Origin of the sequence: Micromonospora purpureochromogenes, assembly GCF_900091515.1 — a bacterium.
GTDB classification, from domain to species: domain Bacteria; phylum Actinomycetota; class Actinomycetes; order Mycobacteriales; family Micromonosporaceae; genus Micromonospora; species Micromonospora purpureochromogenes.
This window is the reverse complement of the sequence record NZ_LT607410.1, coordinates 3319345-3335862: the sequence shown is the minus strand read 5'-3', so window position 1 is coordinate 3335862 and position 16518 is coordinate 3319345. Positions and strand designations below refer to the sequence as shown.

Sequence of the window (16518 nt, the reverse complement as noted above, 5' to 3'; positions counted from 1 at the left end):
TCGATGGTCATCGTGCTCATGGATGGCTCCTCTGTGGTCGGGGTGTGCGAAAGCGGGCCGATCATCCGGCGGCGCGGACGACGACGGCGGAGTTGAACCCCCACCGGCCCCGGGCGAGCACGAGGGCGGTGGAGACCGGGGCCGGTCGGGGCCGGTCCAGGACCAGGTCGAGGGCGTACCGCTCGGGCACCTGGGTGGTGCCGGTGGTGGGTGGGATCACCCCGTCGCGGATGGCGAGCAGGGCGGCGACCAGGTCGGTGGGGCCACCCCCGGCGTAGAGCCGGCCGAACATCGCCTTGGGCGCGGTCACCGGCACGCCGCGCGGGCCGAACAGGCCGCTGATCGCCTCGGCCTCCACCCGGTCCAGCTCGGGCACGCCCGCGGCGTCGGCGAACACCACGTCGACGGCATCCGGGCCGATCCCCGCGTCGGCGAGGGCCAGCTCGGCGGCCCGGCGCAGGGCGGGCGGGCGCGGCGACCCGGGGGGCGGGTCGAAGGTGGAGGCGTAGCCGGCGATCTCCCCGTACCGCTGCGGCACGCCGCGTTCGCGCGCCGCCGCGAGGTCCTCCAGCACCATGATCGCGCCGCCCTCACCGGGAACGTAGCCGGCGGCCCGCCCGTCGAAGGGCAGGTAGGCCCGGTCCGGGTCGGTGGCGGCGCTGACCCGGCCGCTGGACACCTGAGACGTCCAGCCCCACGGGTCGAGCGCCGAGTCCACCCCGCCGGTGACCACGAGCGAGGTGCCGCGGCGTACGGTCCGGCGCGCGTGCCCCACCGCGTCGAGGCCACCGGCCTGCTCGGCCACCAGGGCGCTGCTCGGGCCGCGCATCCTGTTGCGGATGGAAATCTGACCGGTGTTCACCGCGTAGAACCAGGCGAACGACTCGTAGACGCTGACCGCCTGCGGTCCCTGCGACCAGAGCTTGTGGAACTCACGGTGGGTGAACTCGAAGCCGCCGGAGGCGTTCGAGGTGACGACGCCCATGTCGTAGTCGGTCAGTGTGGCCGGGTCGACCTTCGCGTCGGCGATCGCCCAGTCGGCGGTGGCCAGGGCGAGCCGGGTGGAGACGTCGGTCTGCGGCAGCAGCCGGCTCGGCAGGTGCTCCTCCGGCCGGAAGTCGAGGATCTGCCCGGCCAGCGCAGCCGGGTACGCGGAGACGTCGAAGCGGGTGATCCGGCTGATCCCGTTCCGGCCGGCGAGGAGGTTGGTCCAGAACCGTTCGAGTCCCAGCCCGACCGGGGTCGCCACGCTCATGCCGGTGACCACCACCGGGCCCGTCATGACCGCGCCTCCGGCCGTCGCAGCACCATTGCGCTCTGGAAACCGCCGAAGCCGCTGCCGACCGTCAGCACGGCGTCGACGTCCTGCTCCCGCGCGACCAGCGGCACGTAGTCGAGGTCGCACTCCGGGTCGGACTCGCGCAGGTTGGCGGTGGGCGGTACGACACCGTGCTCGATCGCCAGGAGCGAGGCGGCGATCTCGACGGACCCGATGGCGCCGAGCGAGTGCCCGACCATCGACTTGATCGAGCTGACCGGCACCTCGTACGCGTGCTGGCCGAGGCTGCGCTTGTAGGCAGCCGTCTCGTGCCGGTCGTTCTGCCGGGTGCCCGAGCCGTGCGCGTTGACGTAGTCGATCGCCGTGGGGTCCAGCCGGGACTCGTCCAGCGCCACCCGGATCGCCTCGGCCATCTCCCGGCCGTCGGCCTTGAGCCCCGTCATGTGGTACGCGTTGCACCGGGTGGCGTACCCGGAGACCTCGGCGTAGACGTGCGCGCCGCGGCGGCGGGCGCTCGCGTACTCCTCGAGCACGAACATCGCCGCCCCCTCAGCGAGGACGAACCCGTTGCGGGAGCCGTCGAAGGGCCGGGACGCGTGCTCCGGGTCGTCGTTGCGGGAGGTGGTGGCCTTGATGGCGTCGAAGCAGGCCGCCACGATCGGCGTGACCGGCGCGTCCGAGGCGCCGGCCAGCATCACGTCGGCGCTGCCCTCCCGGATCAGCTGGACGGCGTGGCCCACCGAGTCCAGGCCGGAGGTGCAGCCGTTGGAGACCATCGCCACCGGCCCCTCGGCCGCCACCGTCCAGGCCACCTCCGCCGGCATGACGCTGGGAATCAGGTAGTCGAACATGTGCGGCGAGACGTAGTCGGCGTCGACCTCCCACCGCCGTCCGCTGTCGGAAAGCACCAGGTACTCCCGCTCCAGGCTGGTGGCCGCGGCGACCGCGCTGCCCAGGCTCACGCCGACCCGGTGCGGGTCCAGCGCGCCGAAGTCCAGGCCGCTGTCGGCGACCGCCTCCCGGGCGCAGACCACGGCGAACTGCGACGCCCGGTCCATCCGCCGGACCTCGCGGGGCGTCAGCCCCTCCCGGGCCGGGTCGAAGTCGGCCTCCCCGGCGACCTGGGACCGGTACGGCGACGGGTCGAAGAAGGAGATCCGCCGGGTCGCCGTCCGGCCCGCGGTCAACAGGTCCCAGAATTCCTTGGTGCCGTTGCCACCGGGGGCGCGTACGCCTATCCCGGTGATGACGACGCGCCGCGTCACCGGACACCGTCCGGACACGTGCAGGCCCTCGAACTCAACATCGCAGTACGTCCCTCACTGCCGGTCGACTACTACCGCGTCCGTGTTCAGCCGCGATGACGAGGGACAGCGTGCGGGGGCGTACTTGAGGCCGGCTTGAAGATCGATGGGGTCGGGGCGCCGGGCGGCGATGGCCCGGCGCCCCCACCCGGTCGGTCAGTCGAAGGACGGGCCGAGGTCGCGGCTGCGCTTGAGCTCGTAGAAGCCGGACGTGCCGGCGACGAGGAGCACCCCGTCCCAGAGGCGACCGGCCGCCTCGCCGCGCGGCGCCGGCGTGACCACCGGGCCGAAGAACGCCACGGTCTCCCCGGCCACCGGGCCCGGGGCGTGAATGACCGGGGTGCCGACGTCCGTGCCGACCGGCTTCATCCCCGCGTCGTGACTGGCCCGGACCGCGTCGTCGTGCGTGGTGCTCTCCGCCGCGGCGGCGAGGGCCGGGTCGAGGCCGGCGTCGGCCAGCGCCGCCCGGTTGAGCGCGTCGCCGAGCGGCTGCCCGCCCGGGTGGATCCGGGTGCCGAAGGCGGTGTAGAGGTCGCGGAGCACGCCCGGTCCGTGGGCCTGGGCGGCGGCGACGCAGATCCGCACCGGCCCCCAGGAGCGGCGGCGCAGTTCGAAGTACTCGTCGGGTCGGTCCCGGTACGGCTCGGGCACATCGTCGTTGCCCTCGTTGAGCACCGCGAGGCTCATCACGTTGAACCGGACGTCGACCGGGCGGACCCGCTCCACCTCCAGCAGCCAGCGGGAGGTCACCCACGCCCAGGGGCAGACCGGGTCGAACCACATGTCCACGGTTCCGCGGTCGTTCATGCTGATCCTTCCTGCACCGTCGCGGGCCCTTCAGCCCGTCCTGTCGTGATCCTCCCCCGCCGGGCCGATCGGGCCGGACCCTCGCGGACCGCACGCCGGGTGACGTCGATCACCACGCTCGGTCATCGGCGACGGGTCCAGACCAGCGGGAGCGCTGGGGCAACCACGGCCCGGCGTCAGCTTGCCGGAGAGCCCTTTCCCAGCGGGCTGACCGCCCGGGTGTCGCCGTCGTAGCTGCGGGCGGCCACGAACTCCCCCGCCGGCCGGTCGACGCCGGCCAGGGCCCGGGCCAGCCGCCGGTCGTGGTCACGAAAGCGCAGCGCGAGACTCAGGTGCGGGATCCACCGCCCCGGGGCGTGCCACGGGTGCTGCCCGTCGGCGCCGGCGAGCACGTCCCAGACCGCGGCGTGCAGGGCGGTCAGCTCGGGGCTGGGGCGCAGCAGCCAGACCAGCGGGGCGCTGCCGTCGAGCACCTCGATCCGGTCGAGGCGGACCGGCAGGGGCAGCGCGGCGTCGAAGAGGTCGGCGAGGCGTTCGGCGGCGCCGGGCGGGAACGCATCCACCGAGGCGATGGTCAGGTGCGGCCGGTTGGTGGGGTGGTGGTTGCGGGCCAGGCTGGGCAGTCCGGCGGCGGCCAGCCGGTCCCAGGCGGCGCGCACCGCCTGCTCCAGGGGCGGGGAGCAGAGCAGTTCGACGGTACGCACGCCGGCCAGGCTAGTGGGGTGTCCGCTGGCGTTGCCGGGCTGGTGGTTCGTGGGAACTGTCGTAGGGGTGGTGTTGGCTTCGATTCGTGCCTCGTCGTCGTGATCCGTCTGCGCCTCGGGTGGTGCATCGGACTGCGCGGGTGGGGTTGCGGGTGACGTCGGGGCAGCGGCGGCGGTGTTTCGGGTTGTTGCGCTCAGCTGCGGATGTGTGGGCGTGTGTGTTGGAGGTCAACGCGTGGCGCCGCCGCCGTCATGACGGGGCTCTGGTCGGTTATCAGGAGTTGTGTCGGGAGTTGGCGGCGTCGGGGCCGGGCACGTTCGGCGAGTTGGACTCGGCGGGTGCGCGGTCGGTGTTGCGCCGGTTCTCGGATGCGTGGTTCGCGGCGGCGAAACGCCGCAACGACGGTGATCTGTCGGCGCGGTCCCCGCGTCGCCGACGTGGGTTGATGCCGGTGCGCTGGTATCACGGCACGTTCACCATCGACGGGCGTCGGGTGCGGATCCCCACCGCCAGAGGCACAGCGCCGTTGTGGGTGCGGCTGGCCCGGGAGGTGCCGTATCCGGCCCAGCAGGTCCGGTCGATCACCCTGCTGTGCGACGGTAGCCGGCTGTTCCTGGAGGTGACCGCCGAGGTCCCGGTGACGACCTACCGGCCCGGTGAGGAACCGGATCCCGGCAGGGTGGCGGGGGTGGATCTGGGGATCATTCACCCGTACGCGGTGGCCGGCCCTGACGGGGACGGGCTGCTGGTGTCCGGACGGGCGATCCGCGCCGAGCATCGCATGCACCTGGCTGACACGAAAGCCCGCCGCCGGGCCGTGGCCGGCCGGGCGCCGAAGCCGGGCCAGCGGGGGTCGCGGCGGTGGCGGCAGTACCGTCGGCGGGCGCGGCGGGTGGAGGGCCGGCATCGGCGGCGGGTCCGCCAGGCCCAGCATGAAGCCGCCCGTACAGTGGTCTCCTGGGCCGCACGACAGCGGGTGGGCGTGCTGCACGTCGGTGACCCCCGTGGCGTGCTCGACCTGCCTGCGGGGCGGCGGCACAACCTGCGGCTGCGGCATTGGCAGATCGGCCGGCTGATCCAGGTCCTGACCGATAAGGCTGTCCTGGCCGGGATCACCGTGCGACTGGTCGACGAACGCGGCACCTCCTCCACCTGCCCCGCCTGCCAGAAGAGGGTGCCCAAACCCCGAGGACGGACCCTGTCCTGCCCACACTGCGCATTCTCCGGGCACCGCGACCTTGTCGCGGCCGCCAGCATCGCCACCCGCACCCCGGGTGGCGGAACCACCACCAGCGCAGCACCTGTGCTGCCGCAGGTGGTCACGCACCGTCGAGCCGGCCGACACCTTCCCGGTGCTGGCCGGTCCCGGCGTGACCCCCGCCGCCCACCGCACCACCGGCGGCGTGCGGGTCCAGTTGGCCCGCGGAGGCCCGCCCCACCACCCGGTGAGGAGTCGCTCGCCCCACGGCGAGGATCCACAACGCCAAACCGGAAACCCGGCAAACGTCAGTGGACACCGCACTAGTGGGCGTGTGGCGGCCGCCCCGGCGGGGAACCCGGCCGGGATGAGCGTGCTGACCGAGACCGACGAACGACACCTGCGCCGGGCCATCGCGCTGGCCGGCACGTCCCGGGCGGCCGGGGACGGCCCGTTCGGGTCGCTGCTGGTCGCCGCCGACGGGCGGGTGCTGGCCGAGGAGGTCAACACCGAGCGGACCGACAACGACATCACCGCGCACCCGGAGTTGAAGCTGGCCCGCTGGGCGGCCCGGCGGCTGGCCGCCGACGAGGCGGGCCGCGCCACCATGTACACCAGCTGCCAGCCGTGCGGGATGTGCGCCACCGCCATCGAACGCTCCGGGCTGGGCCGGGTGGTCTACGCGCTCAGCGCCGAGCAGCTGGCCGGGCTGCGACCGGCGGACGCGCCGCCGCCGGTGGCGTACGCCGGACCGGCGCTGTTCGACGAGGCGCGGGCGGCGGTGGAGCCGGCCTAGGGCCTACAGCCAGCCGGCCTCGCGGGCGATCCGCACCGCCTCGGCCCGGTCCGCCGCGCCGAGCTTCTGCACGCTCGCGGACAGGTGGTTGCGGACCGTCCCGGCGGCCAGCGCGGTACGCCGGGCGATCACCGCGACCGGGGCGCCGTACTCGGCCAGCCGCAGCGTCTCCAGCTCCCGTGGGGTCAGCGGGCAGGGCGGCAGGGTGAGCGCGTCGGCGGCCAGCGCCGGGTCGACGTACCGGGAGCCGGCGTGGACCCGGCGGATCACGTCGGCGAGTGCGCCGCCCGGGGCGCCCTTGGGCAGGAAGCCGCGGGCCCCGGCGGTGAGCGCCTGCCGCAGGTGGCCGGGGCGGCCGTGGCCGGTGAGGATCACCACCGCGCACGAGGGCAGGGCGCGGCCCAGTTCCGCCGCGAGTGCGATCCCGCCCGGCGCCGGCATCTCCAGGTCGACCACGGCGACGTCCGGCCGGTGCGCCCGCGCCGCGTCGAGCGCGCTGCGCCCGTCGGCGGCCTGCGCCACCACCTCGAGGTCGTCCTCCAGGCCGAGCAGGGCGGCGAGGGCCTGCCGGATCAGCTCCTCGTCGTCGGCGAGCAGGACCCGGATCACGCGCTCACCGGCACGGTCGCCCGGAGGGTGAAGACGCCGCCCACCCGGCCGGTATGCAGCCCGCCGCCGACCGCCGCCAGCCGCTCGCTCAGGCCGCGCAGCCCGTGGCTGTGCCGGTCCGGCCCGGCATCCGCGCCGACCCCGTCGTTGCGCACCGTCATCGTGGCCACGTCGCCCTCCCGGGTGATCTCGATCCGGCACCAACCGGCCCGGCTGTGCCGCAGCACGTTGGTGCCCGCCTCGCGCAGCACCGCGGCCAGCTCGGCGGCGGCGCCCGCCGGCAGGTCAGCCGGCGGCGGCACGACGTCGCACCGCACTCCGCAGGAGCGCAGCACCTCGGCCACCGCGGCGAGCTGCTCGGCGAGGTCGACTGCCCGGTAACCGTGCACCGCCGCGCGGACCCGGTGCAGCGCCGTGCCGGCGAGCCGCTGCACCTCGGCGGCCTCCCGGCCGGCCCGGCCGGCGTCGACCGGGGCGAGCCGGGCGGCCAGTTCGGCCTTGAGGGCGATGACCGTCAGGTCGTGCCCGAGCAGGTCGTGCACGTCCCGGGCGAAGCGCAGCCGCTCCTCGGCGGCGGCGAGCCGGGCCCGGGCCGCCTGCCCCTGCCGGGCCTCGACGAGCAGGTCCCAGAACCAGACCTGCACCCGGTTGACGGCGGCGGTCCCGCCACCGACCAGGCCGGTGACGAGCAGCGTGGTGCCGAGCGCGCCGCCGGTCCAGGCGGCCACGCCCAGCGCGACCGCCACGGTGGACGCGGCGGCGGCCAGCGCGGCGACCGGCCGCAGCAGCAGCGGCGTCATGCCGATCAGCGAGGCGCCGAGCCAGGACCAGGTCGGCCAGGCGCCGGCCGCCACCGGGCCGACCAGCGGCACGCTGAGCGCCGCGACGACGGCGAACGCGACCTCGGCCCGGCGGCGCCGCCGCTGGTGCAGCCAGGGGGTGACCGCCGCGTGCAGCACCGCGCCCTGAGCGAGGGCGAACGCGACCACGCCCACCGCGCCGCACGCCAGCCGGACCGGGTCGGGCTCGCGGGCCAGGCCGATCCCGGGCAGCAGCAGGCTGGTCCAGAGGCTGGTGGCCAGCGACCCGAGGGTCACGACGCGCGCCCGGCGCAGCCGCCGGTCCGTCACCGCCGCGCCGACCGTCATGTCCGCCGATCCTAGGGCGTGGCCGGCTCCGCCCACCCCTGCGGAACGTCACGGTCCGGCCGTGCGCCCCGCACGGGTTCTCCGTGACGGTTGCGCCTGTCGCCCGGGTGCCGGTCGACGGCAGGGTCGAGGCATGTCCGAGACGCTCGCCGTACCCTCGTCCCCGCCGACCCCCACGGACCGCCCCGGCCGCCGCCTGCTGCGGCACCTGGTCGAGATGACCGTCGCCATGGTGGTCGGGATGCTGCTGCTCGGTCCGCTCTGGCGCACGGCCGGCGCGGCGCTGGGCCTCGCCGGCACGCTGGCCCGGCCCGAGGTCGCCGCCCTGGTGATGGCGACCGACATGTCGATCGGGATGGCCGCGTGGATGTGGCACCGGGGCCACCCGACCCGCGCCACCGCGGAGATGGTCGCCGCCATGTACCTGCCGTTCCTGCTGCTCCTCGTGCCCTTCGCCGCCGGGCTGGTCGGCGGGGACGCGCTGCTGCTCGGCGGGCACCTGCTCATGGTCCCGGCGATGGTGCTGGTGGCGGTGCGGCACCGGCACGAGCACCCGGCGCCGGCGCCCCGGCACCCGGTGGTCGCCGCGCTGGCGCGCCGCTGGCCGACCTGGCTGGCGCTGCTGATGACGGTCGACAACTGGGTCTCCCCCACGGTCCCGCCCCCGGTGATGCTGCTCGTGCTGCCGGCCGGCTACCTGCTGATCGGCACCGCCCGCCGGCAGTGGCGCATCCCCGGCACGCTGCCGATGCAGTTGGCCGGCCTGGCCGGCTGGACCGCGCTGGCCGGGCTGGCGGCGGTCGCGGACGACGGCCCGGCGCGCTGGCTGGTCGCCGCCGGCTGGCTCGGGCACGCCGCCTGGGACATCGCGCACCACCGGGCCGGGCGGGTGGTGCCGCGCGGGTACGCCGAGTGGTGCGTCGTCCTCGACACCGTCGTCGGGATCACCGTGGTGCTGACCATCCTCTGAGTGGCCCGCACGACGGTTGTGCCGGTCGCCGGAGCGGACCGGGGCCGGTGATGAAAAGCTTTGCCCATGAGTTCCGCACCCGCACCGACCGACCCGACCAACCCTGACAGCACCGACGAGGCGACCGCCTTCGCGGATCTCGGGCTGCGCGCCGAACTGCTCGGCGCGCTCTCGGCCCTCGGCTACGAGGAGCCGACCCCGATCCAGCGGGAGGCGATCCCGCCGCTGCTGGCCGGTCAGGACCTGCTCGGTCAGGCGGCGACCGGCACGGGCAAGACGGCGGCGTTCGCGCTGCCGCTGCTGCAGCGGATGCCGGACGGGCGCGGCGGCGGCGACCCGGTGTCGCTGGTGCTGGTGCCCACCCGGGAGCTGGCGGTGCAGGTGTCGGAGGCGTTCCACCGCTACGGCAAGGACCTGGGCACCCGGGTGCTGCCGATCTACGGCGGCCAGCCGATCGGCCGGCAGTTGCGGGCGCTGGACGCCGGCGTGGACGTGGTGGTGGCCACCCCGGGCCGGGCCCTGGACCACATCGCCCGGGGCACCCTGCGCCTGGGTGAGCTGGCCACGGTGGTGCTGGACGAGGCGGACGAGATGCTCGACATGGGCTTCGCCGAGGACATCGAGGCGATCCTGGAGCACGCCCCGGCGCAGCGGCAGACGGTGCTCTTCTCGGCGACCATGCCGTCCCGGATCGACGGGATGGCCCGCCAGCACCTGACCGACCCGGTACGCATCCAGATCGGCCGGGAGCAGCCGGTCGCCGGCGAGGCGCCCCGGGTGCGGCAGAGCGCGTACATCGTCGCCCGGGGGCACAAGCCGGCCGCGCTGGGCCGGGTGCTCGACGTGGAGTCCCCCACCGCGGCGATCGTCTTCTGCCGCAGCCGGGAGGAGGTGGACCGGCTCACCGAGACGATGAACGGTCGCGGTTACCGGGCCGAGGCGCTGCACGGCGGGATGAGCCAGGAGCAGCGCGACCGGGTGATGGGCCGGCTGCGCGGGGGCACGGCGGACCTGCTGGTCGCCACGGACGTGGCCGCCCGGGGCCTGGACGTGGAGCAGCTCACCCACGTGGTCAACTACGACGTGCCGTCGGCGCCGGAGTCGTACGTGCACCGGATCGGCCGGGTGGGCCGGGCCGGGCGGGAGGGCGTGGCGATCACCCTCGCCGAGCCGCGCGAGCACCGGATGCTCAAGACCATCGAGCGGGTGACCGGTCAGCGGATCGAGATCGACAAGATCCCGACGGTGGCCGACCTGCGCACCCGCCGGCTGGAGCTGACCCAGGCCGCGCTGCGCGAGTCGCTGCTCGAGGACGACCTGGACCCGTTCCGGGTGATCGTCGAGACGCTCAGCGACGAGTTCGACCTGATGGAGGTCGCGCTGGCGGCGGTGAAGCTGGCCCACGAGGCGGCCGGCCCGACCAGCGAGGACGAGGAGGAGATCCCGCAGGTCGCGGTCCGGGCTCCGCGGGAGGGCCGGCCGGAGACCGGGGGCCGGGGTGAGCGGCGCGGCGGCGCCCGGCCGCGCACCGGCGGCACCACCCAGGTCTTCATCGGGCTGGGCCGGCGCGCGGGCGTCCGGCCGCAGGACCTGGTGGGGGCGATCACCGGGGAGACCGGACTGAACGGTCGGGACATCGGCTCGATCGAGATCGCGGACCGGTTCTCGCTGGTGGAGATCCCGGTCGGGGTCGCCGACGAGGTGATCGCGGGGCTGCGCGGCAGCACCATCAAGGGCCGCAAGGCCGCCGTACGGCGGGATCGTGACGGCGGCGAGGGCGGCGGCGAGCGCCGCTTCGACGGCGGTGACCGGCGCGAGCGCCGGGACTTCGGCGGCGAGCGCCGCCACGACCGGCACTGAGGTACGCCGAGGCCCCCGGTCGGTCGGACCGGGGGCCTCGTCGTGTTCCGCCGCCTCGGGCGGCGCCGGTCAGGCGGCGGCGAGCGCCGGGCCGGTGAGGGTGTCGGCGTCGGCCGGGCGCAGCGCCAGGGCGAGCACGTCGGCGACGTCGGCGAGGGTGTGCACGGTCAGCGCCTCGCGGACCTCGGTGGGCAGGTCGTCCAGGTCCGGCTCGTTGCGGGCCGGGATGATCACCTCGGTCAGGCCGGCCCGGTGGGCGGCGAGCAGCTTCTGCTTCACGCCGCCGATGGGCAGCACCCGGCCGGAGAGGGTCACCTCGCCGGTCATCCCGAACTCGGGCCGCACCGGCCGGCCGGTCACCAGGGACGCCAGCGCGGTGACCATGGTGATGCCGGCACTGGGGCCGTCCTTGGGCACCGCGCCCGCCGGCACGTGCAGGTGGATCCGCCGCCCGGCGAGGGCGTTCGGGTCCAGCCCGTACCGGCGCCCGTTGGAGCGCAGGTACGACCAGGCGATGTGCGCGGACTCCTTCATCACGTCGCCGAGCTGGCCGGTGAGGGTCAGCCCCGGCTCGCCCTCCATGCTGGTCGCCTCGATGAAGAGCACGTCCCCGCCGGCGCCGGTGACCGCCAGGCCGGTGGCCACGCCGGGCACCGCCGTACGCTCGGCCGACTCCGGGGTGAACTTGGGCCGGCCCAGGTAGCGGGCCAGGTTGCCGGTGTCCACCCGGACGGGCGCCGGGTCGCCTGCCAGCTCGACGGCGACCTTGCGCAGGATCTTCGCCAGGGCGCGTTCGAGCTGCCGGACGCCGGCCTCCCGGGTGTGCTCCCCCGCGATCCGGGCGAGGGCCTCGTCGGCCACGGTGATCTCGTCGGCGGTCAGGCCGGCCCGTTCCCGCTGCCGGGGCAGCAGGTGGTCCCGGGCGATGGCCACCTTCTCGTCCTCGGTGTAGCCGTCCAGGGTGACCAGCTCCATCCGGTCCAGCAGCGGGCCGGGGATGGTCTCCACCACGTTGGCGGTGGCCAGGAAGAGCACGTCGGACAGGTCGAGGTCGACCTCCAGGTAGTGGTCCCGGAAGGTGTGGTTCTGCGCCGGGTCGAGCACCTCCAGCAGCGCGGCGGCGGGGTCGCCCGCGTAGCCGGCGGCCAGCTTGTCGACCTCGTCGAGGAGCACGACCGGGTTCATCGAGCCGGCCTCCCGCAGCGCGCGGACGATCCGGCCGGGCAGCGCGCCGACGTAGGTGCGCCGGTGACCGCGGATCTCGGCCTCGTCGCGGACGCCGCCGAGCGACACCCGGACGAAGTTGCGCCCGAGCGCCCGGGCGATCGACTCGCCGAGGCTGGTCTTGCCGACTCCGGGCGGGCCGGCGAGGGCGAGGACCGCGCCGGAGCCGCGACCGCCGACCACGCCGAGGTTGCGCTCGGCCCGCCGGTTGCGCACCGCCAGGTACTCCAGGATGCGGTCCTTCACGTCGGCCAGGCCGGCGTGGTCGGCATCGAGGACGGCGCGGGCCGCGGCCAGGTCGGTGTTGTCCCGGGTACGCGTGGTCCACGGCATCTCCAGCACCGTGTCCAGCCAGGTACGGATCCAGCCCGCCTCCGGGGAGGCGTCACTGGCCCGCTCCAGCTTGCCGACCTCGCGCAGCGCCGCCTCGCGTACCTTCTCGGGCAGCTCGGCGGTCTCGACCCGGGCCCGGTAGTCGGCGGAGCCGTCGGGCTCGTCCTCGCCCAGCTCCTTGCGGATGGCGGCGAGCTGCTGGCGGAGCAGGAACTCCCGCTGGGACTTCTCCAGCCCCTCGCGGACGTCGCTGTTGATCCGCTCGGTGACCTCCTGCTCGGCGAGGTGGTCCTTGACCCAGCCGACGAGCAGTTCCAGCCGGGCGACGACGTCCGGCGCGGCGAGCAGTTCGGTCTTCTGCGCCAGGGTGAGCCAGGGCGCGTAGCCGGCCGCGTCGGCCAGCTCGGAGACGTCGGTCATCCGCTCCATGGCGTCGATGACCTGCCAGGCGCCGCGCTGCTGGAGGACCGAGGTCATCAGCGCGCGGTACTCGCGGGCGAGTTCCCGGGCCCGGCCGGCCGGGGCGGGTTCGTCGAGTCGGGTCGCCTCGACCCAGAGGGCGGCGCCGGGTCCGGGCACGCCGGAGCCGATCCGGGCCCGGGCGAGGCCGCGGATCACGGCGGCGGGCTCGCCGTCGGGCAGCCGACCCACCTTCTCGATGGTGGCGATCGTGCCGACGGAGCCGTACTCGCCGTCGATGCGGGGCACGGCGAGAAGCTGCTTGTCGCCGGTGGCGCGGGCCGCGTCGACCGCGGCCTGGGTGGTCGGGTCGAGGGTCACCGGGATGACCATGCCGGGCAGCAGGACGGCGTCGGTCAGGGGAAGTACCGGAAGAGTTGCCATCGAACACCTGCTATCGCGTTGAGTTGAGCGTGTCAGGCTCAAGTCACAAAGCGTTCCCCTTGTTCCTGGGTGTGACCCAGGCCACCCCGCCGGGCGGGGCGGGACGGAAGCAGGTCGCGGGGCCGCCCACCGGCGAGGGCGACGGCAACCGGGACGGCGAGGCCGGTCAGCGCCAGTGCGGCGACGGTCGGGGCGGGCAGGCCGGACAGTAGCGCGACGACGGTCAGGCCGAGGAGGACGACGAACTTGCGCCGGGCCGCGCGGACGGAGCGGGATGACACGGTGGCCTCCTTCGTACGGCTGGTCGGGGCGGGTCGGCGCCCGCCCCGACCGGGTCAGAGCAGGACGAGCAGGGCGGCGCCGACCGCCGCCGCGGGGATGGTGGTGATCACGGTGGCCAACGCGGCCGAGTGCCGGCGCAGCGCGGCGAGCGGGATCAGGGCGTCCCCGTCCTGGCTGATGGCGTTCGCCACCAGGGTCGGCAGCGGCAGCCCGCCGCTGACGTACAGGCCGGTGAAGACGATCTGGACGGCACACCCGGGGATCAGCCCGATGGCCGCGCCGACGAGCACGCCGAGCAGGCCGGTCAGCGCCAGTTGCGAGCCGTTGAACCCGGTGACGGTGGTGAACACCTGCCAGCCGAGGTACGCCACCGCCACCCAGACGGTGACGAAGGACGCCTCGTGCGCGCTGTGCCGCAACGTCTCGCGCAGCGACTGCGGGTACGCCGTCTCCAGGCTGTCGTCGGCCAGCCGCCCCCGCCCGGCGGCGAAGATCAGCACCGCCGCCAGCGTGCCGAGCACCCCCAGCGCCAGGTACGGGTCGACCCCGCCGAGCGCGCGGGTCAGCACGGTGGGGTCGACCAGCTGGAACACCACCGGCACCGACACCGCGAACGCCGGCGTGGTCAGCCCCCAGAACGCGGTGGCCGGGTCACGCCGGCGCAGCCCGTCGAGCAGCCCCGCCCGACCGGCCACCGTGCCGCGGGACCGCGGGCAGGCGGAGCCGCCGCCCGGGCCGACCGGCACCGCCGGCACCGGCTGCGCCGGAACCGCGTCGACCGGACCGGCCGGGGTCAAACCGACCGCGGCTGCCGGGGCCGAACCGACCGGCACCGTCGGGGCCGGACCGGCCAGGGCCGCCGGGGCGGCGCCGGTGGACGCGGCGGGCACGGCGTGGCCGACGCCGGCGGGGAGGGTGCCGCCGACCCGGGCGGCGCTGGTGGCCGGAGCCGGGACGGCCGCGACCACGGCCGGGATGTCGGGGCGGGCGCGCCGGTGGGCCGGGTCGATGCCGAGCGCGTCGACGACGTACCCGGTGACCAGCCCCACCGCGAAGAGCAACATGTGAATCTTGAGGGCGAAGAGCGGATTCCAGGCCAGCACCACCCAGGACGAGTCCCCCATGGTGGCGGCCAGCGCGGCCACCACCGTGCCGAAGGAGACCTTGCCCCGGGCGTAGAGCGGCATCAGCACGATCGCGCCGCCACAGCCGGGGCTGACCCCGAGCAGCGCGCCGACCAGCGGGCCGAGCCGGGGGCGGTGGGTCAGCCCGTCGGTGATCCGGTCCCCGTACCGCCAGCGCAGCCAGCCGAAGAGCGCCACCATGACGGCGACGTAGACACCCACCTGCATGAAGGCATCCGCCAACGGACGCACGACGAGTTCGATCACAGCGCACCTCCTGCGCGTACGGGTGCCGCCGGGCCGTCCACGCGGGGACGGCCCGGAGCGGCGACCTCAGGTGAGCTTGCTCTTGACCTTGGTGACCATGCCGCCGGCGACACCCGGGTTGGTGCCGTACAGGCGCGGGTCGCCGGGAGCCAGCACCGGCTCGGGGGCGTGGGCCCGCGGGCTGTGGTCGTAGCGGAACTCGCCCTTGCCGTCGGGCGTCGGCCCGGAGGCCCACCGCCCCTCGGCGGCATCGGTGCCCGGCGAGAAGTCCAGGTAGGTGTAGCTGAACTGCTCGGTGAACTCCTTGGAGTCGGGGAAGGCGTCCGGGACCGGCATCTCCTCCAGCCCGTCCTCCTTGAGCTGCTCGATCGCCGCCATCCACATGTTCTGGTGCATGGTGTCGCGGGCCAGCAGGAAGCGCAGCATCTGCTTGACGCCCGGGTCGTCGGTCATGTGGAACAGCCGGGAGACCTGGAGCCGGCCCTGCGCCTCGGCGGTGACGTTGAGCTGGAAGTCGGCCATCAGGTTGCCGCTGGCGGTGATGAAGGCCGCGTTCCACGGCACGCCGTTGCTGTCCGTCGGCAGGGCGCCGCCGCCGCCGTGGATGAAGTGCGCCGGGTTCGACCCGCCGTAGATCGCCCCGACCATCGGGTTGTCGTCGGCGGCCTCCTGCAACGACAGGGGTGCGTTCTCCAGCAGCCGCGTGATCATCGTGGCGATCATCTCGACGTGGCCCATCTCCTCGGTGCCCACGTCCAACAGCAGGTCCTTGTACTTGCCGGGCAGCCGGCAGTTCCAGCCCTGGTAGAGGTACTGGTTGGCGACCGTCATCTCGCCCCACTTGCCGCCCAGGATCTCCTGGAGCCGGCGGGCGAACGCGGCGTCGGGGCCGTCCGGCTTGGCCTCGAACTGCAGGTCCTTGATGTGGCTGAACATTCTTTTCCTCCTCGGTGCGATCGGGGTGACACCGAGCGGGGTTCCCGCCGCGCCGACCCGTCGGGGCCATCCGGCGGCCCTGGAGGGTCAACCCGGTTGGCGGCCGTCCCCGGGCAGCAGCACCTCCACCCCGACGCCGCGCGGACGCAGCCGGTGCGCCCGCACCGACCCGCCGTCGGCGGCGACCAGCTGGCGCGTGATCCACAGGCCGAGTCCGTGCATCCCACCGCCGGGTGTGGGCCGGCGCAGCGCCTCGGCCAGACCGTCGGTCGACCGGCCCTGGTCGGTGACGAGGATGCTCAGCCCGGCCGGGCGCACCGCGGCGTAGAGCCCGACCTCCCCGTCGGCCGGTCCGTGCCGCAGCGCGTTCTGCACCAGGTTCACCAGCACCTGGCGGGTCCGTCGCGCCGGCACGGGGCATCCGCCGGCCGGGCGGGTGACCCGGGTACGCAGCCGGTGCGGCGGGACGAGGGCGACCACCACGGGCACGAGGTCGGCCAGCGGCGCGATCCGGTCCGGGCGGGCGGCCGGGGTCAGCGCGCCACCACCGGCGGTGACCGCGCGCAGCAGTCCGTCCAGGTGGGCGGCCTGTTGGCGAGCCAGCTCGCTGATCGCCCGGCGTTCCTCGGCGGGCAGCCGCCCGGTGTCCTCCGCGAGCGCCCGGGTGAGCGAGGCCAGCGAGCTGACCGGGGTCCGCAGCTCGTGGCAGAGCACCCGCAGCATCAGCCCCGGGTCGGCGGGTTCGCCGAGGGATCCCCCGTGGTCGGGACCGGCGGGCCGCCACCGCCGCACCAGCTTCCTGTTTCCGTGTCGCGCGCGCACCCGCCCAACTC

General features: G+C 74.9%; 15 protein-coding genes. 4 read left to right on the top strand and 11 right to left on the bottom strand.

From position 1 onward, the window contains the following. Positions 1-61: 61 nt before the first annotated feature. The 4 genes from GA0074696_RS15445 to GA0074696_RS15430 form a co-directional block, all read right to left on the bottom strand. Complete coding sequence (locus GA0074696_RS15445) at positions 62-1282, bottom strand: ketosynthase chain-length factor (protein WP_088961753.1); 1221 nt, start codon at positions 1280-1282, stop codon at positions 62-64. After that, positions 1279-2544 carry a beta-ketoacyl-[acyl-carrier-protein] synthase family protein gene (locus GA0074696_RS15440; RefSeq protein ID WP_172894301.1) on the bottom strand — a complete coding sequence of 422 codons (1266 nt, stop codon included), beginning with the start codon at positions 2542-2544 and terminating at the stop codon, positions 1279-1281. Before GA0074696_RS15440 ends, GA0074696_RS15445 begins: the two co-directional genes overlap by 4 nt. A gap of 195 nt (positions 2545-2739) precedes the next feature. Continuing rightward, positions 2740-3390 carry a mycothiol-dependent nitroreductase Rv2466c family protein gene (locus GA0074696_RS15435; protein WP_088961751.1) on the bottom strand — a complete coding sequence of 217 codons (651 nt, stop codon included), beginning with the start codon at positions 3388-3390 and terminating at the stop codon, positions 2740-2742. Between the two features lie 176 nt (positions 3391-3566). After that, positions 3567-4094: a 2'-5' RNA ligase family protein gene (locus tag GA0074696_RS15430; RefSeq protein ID WP_088961750.1), complete on the bottom strand. Its 528-nt coding sequence runs from the start codon at positions 4092-4094 to the stop codon at positions 3567-3569. 86 nt (positions 4095-4180) lie between these two features. On the opposite strand from GA0074696_RS15430, the gene GA0074696_RS15425 reads away from it, so the two are divergent. Both GA0074696_RS15425 and GA0074696_RS15420 read left to right on the top strand, forming a co-directional pair. Further along, complete coding sequence (locus GA0074696_RS15425) at positions 4181-5620, top strand: RNA-guided endonuclease InsQ/TnpB family protein (protein ID WP_331716540.1); 1440 nt, start codon at positions 4181-4183, stop codon at positions 5618-5620. A gap of 40 nt (positions 5621-5660) precedes the next feature. Beyond that, entirely contained in the window at positions 5661-6089 is a 429-nt protein-coding gene (locus GA0074696_RS15420) for a nucleoside deaminase (protein WP_088964591.1), read from the top strand. 3 nt (positions 6090-6092) lie between these two features. On the opposite strand, the gene GA0074696_RS15415 is transcribed toward GA0074696_RS15420, so the two are convergent. Further along, complete coding sequence (locus tag GA0074696_RS15415) at positions 6093-6698, bottom strand: response regulator transcription factor (RefSeq protein ID WP_088961748.1); 606 nt, start codon at positions 6696-6698, stop codon at positions 6093-6095. Next, positions 6695-7846 carry a sensor histidine kinase gene (locus tag GA0074696_RS15410; RefSeq protein WP_088961747.1) on the bottom strand — a complete coding sequence of 384 codons (1152 nt, stop codon included), beginning with the start codon at positions 7844-7846 and terminating at the stop codon, positions 6695-6697. The genes GA0074696_RS15415 and GA0074696_RS15410 overlap by 4 nt, the downstream gene beginning before the upstream one ends. Positions 7847-7979: 133 nt before the next feature. Here GA0074696_RS15410 and GA0074696_RS15405 point away from each other — a divergent pair, with 133 nt between their 5' ends. Beyond that, positions 7980-8816, top strand: a complete 837-nt coding sequence (locus GA0074696_RS15405) for a hypothetical protein (protein WP_231925390.1) — start codon at positions 7980-7982, stop codon at positions 8814-8816. A 66-nt stretch (positions 8817-8882) separates the two neighbouring features. After that, positions 8883-10676, top strand: coding sequence for a DEAD/DEAH box helicase (locus GA0074696_RS15400; protein ID WP_088961746.1), 1794 nt, complete (start codon positions 8883-8885; stop codon positions 10674-10676). Between the two features lie 69 nt (positions 10677-10745). Here GA0074696_RS15400 and lon read toward each other — a convergent pair whose 3' ends face one another. The 5 genes from lon to GA0074696_RS15375 form a co-directional block, all read right to left on the bottom strand. Beyond that, positions 10746-13076 carry an endopeptidase La gene (gene lon, locus GA0074696_RS15395; protein ID WP_088961745.1) on the bottom strand — a complete coding sequence of 777 codons (2331 nt, stop codon included), beginning with the start codon at positions 13074-13076 and terminating at the stop codon, positions 10746-10748. Positions 13077-13114: 38 nt separating this feature from the next. Next, positions 13115-13357, bottom strand: a complete 243-nt coding sequence (locus tag GA0074696_RS15390) for a hypothetical protein (protein WP_088961744.1) — start codon at positions 13355-13357, stop codon at positions 13115-13117. A 54-nt stretch (positions 13358-13411) separates the two neighbouring features. Then, complete coding sequence (locus tag GA0074696_RS15385; RefSeq protein WP_088961743.1) at positions 13412-14749, bottom strand: putative manganese transporter; 1338 nt, start codon at positions 14747-14749, stop codon at positions 13412-13414. A gap of 66 nt (positions 14750-14815) precedes the next feature. Continuing rightward, positions 14816-15685 (bottom strand): manganese catalase family protein, encoded by an 870-nt coding sequence (locus GA0074696_RS15380; protein WP_088961742.1) that lies wholly within the window; start codon positions 15683-15685, stop codon positions 14816-14818. 87 nt (positions 15686-15772) lie between these two features. Beyond that, positions 15773-16507, bottom strand: coding sequence for a sensor histidine kinase (locus GA0074696_RS15375; RefSeq protein ID WP_157745948.1), 735 nt, complete (start codon positions 16505-16507; stop codon positions 15773-15775). Between the last annotated feature and the right edge of the window lie 11 nt (positions 16508-16518).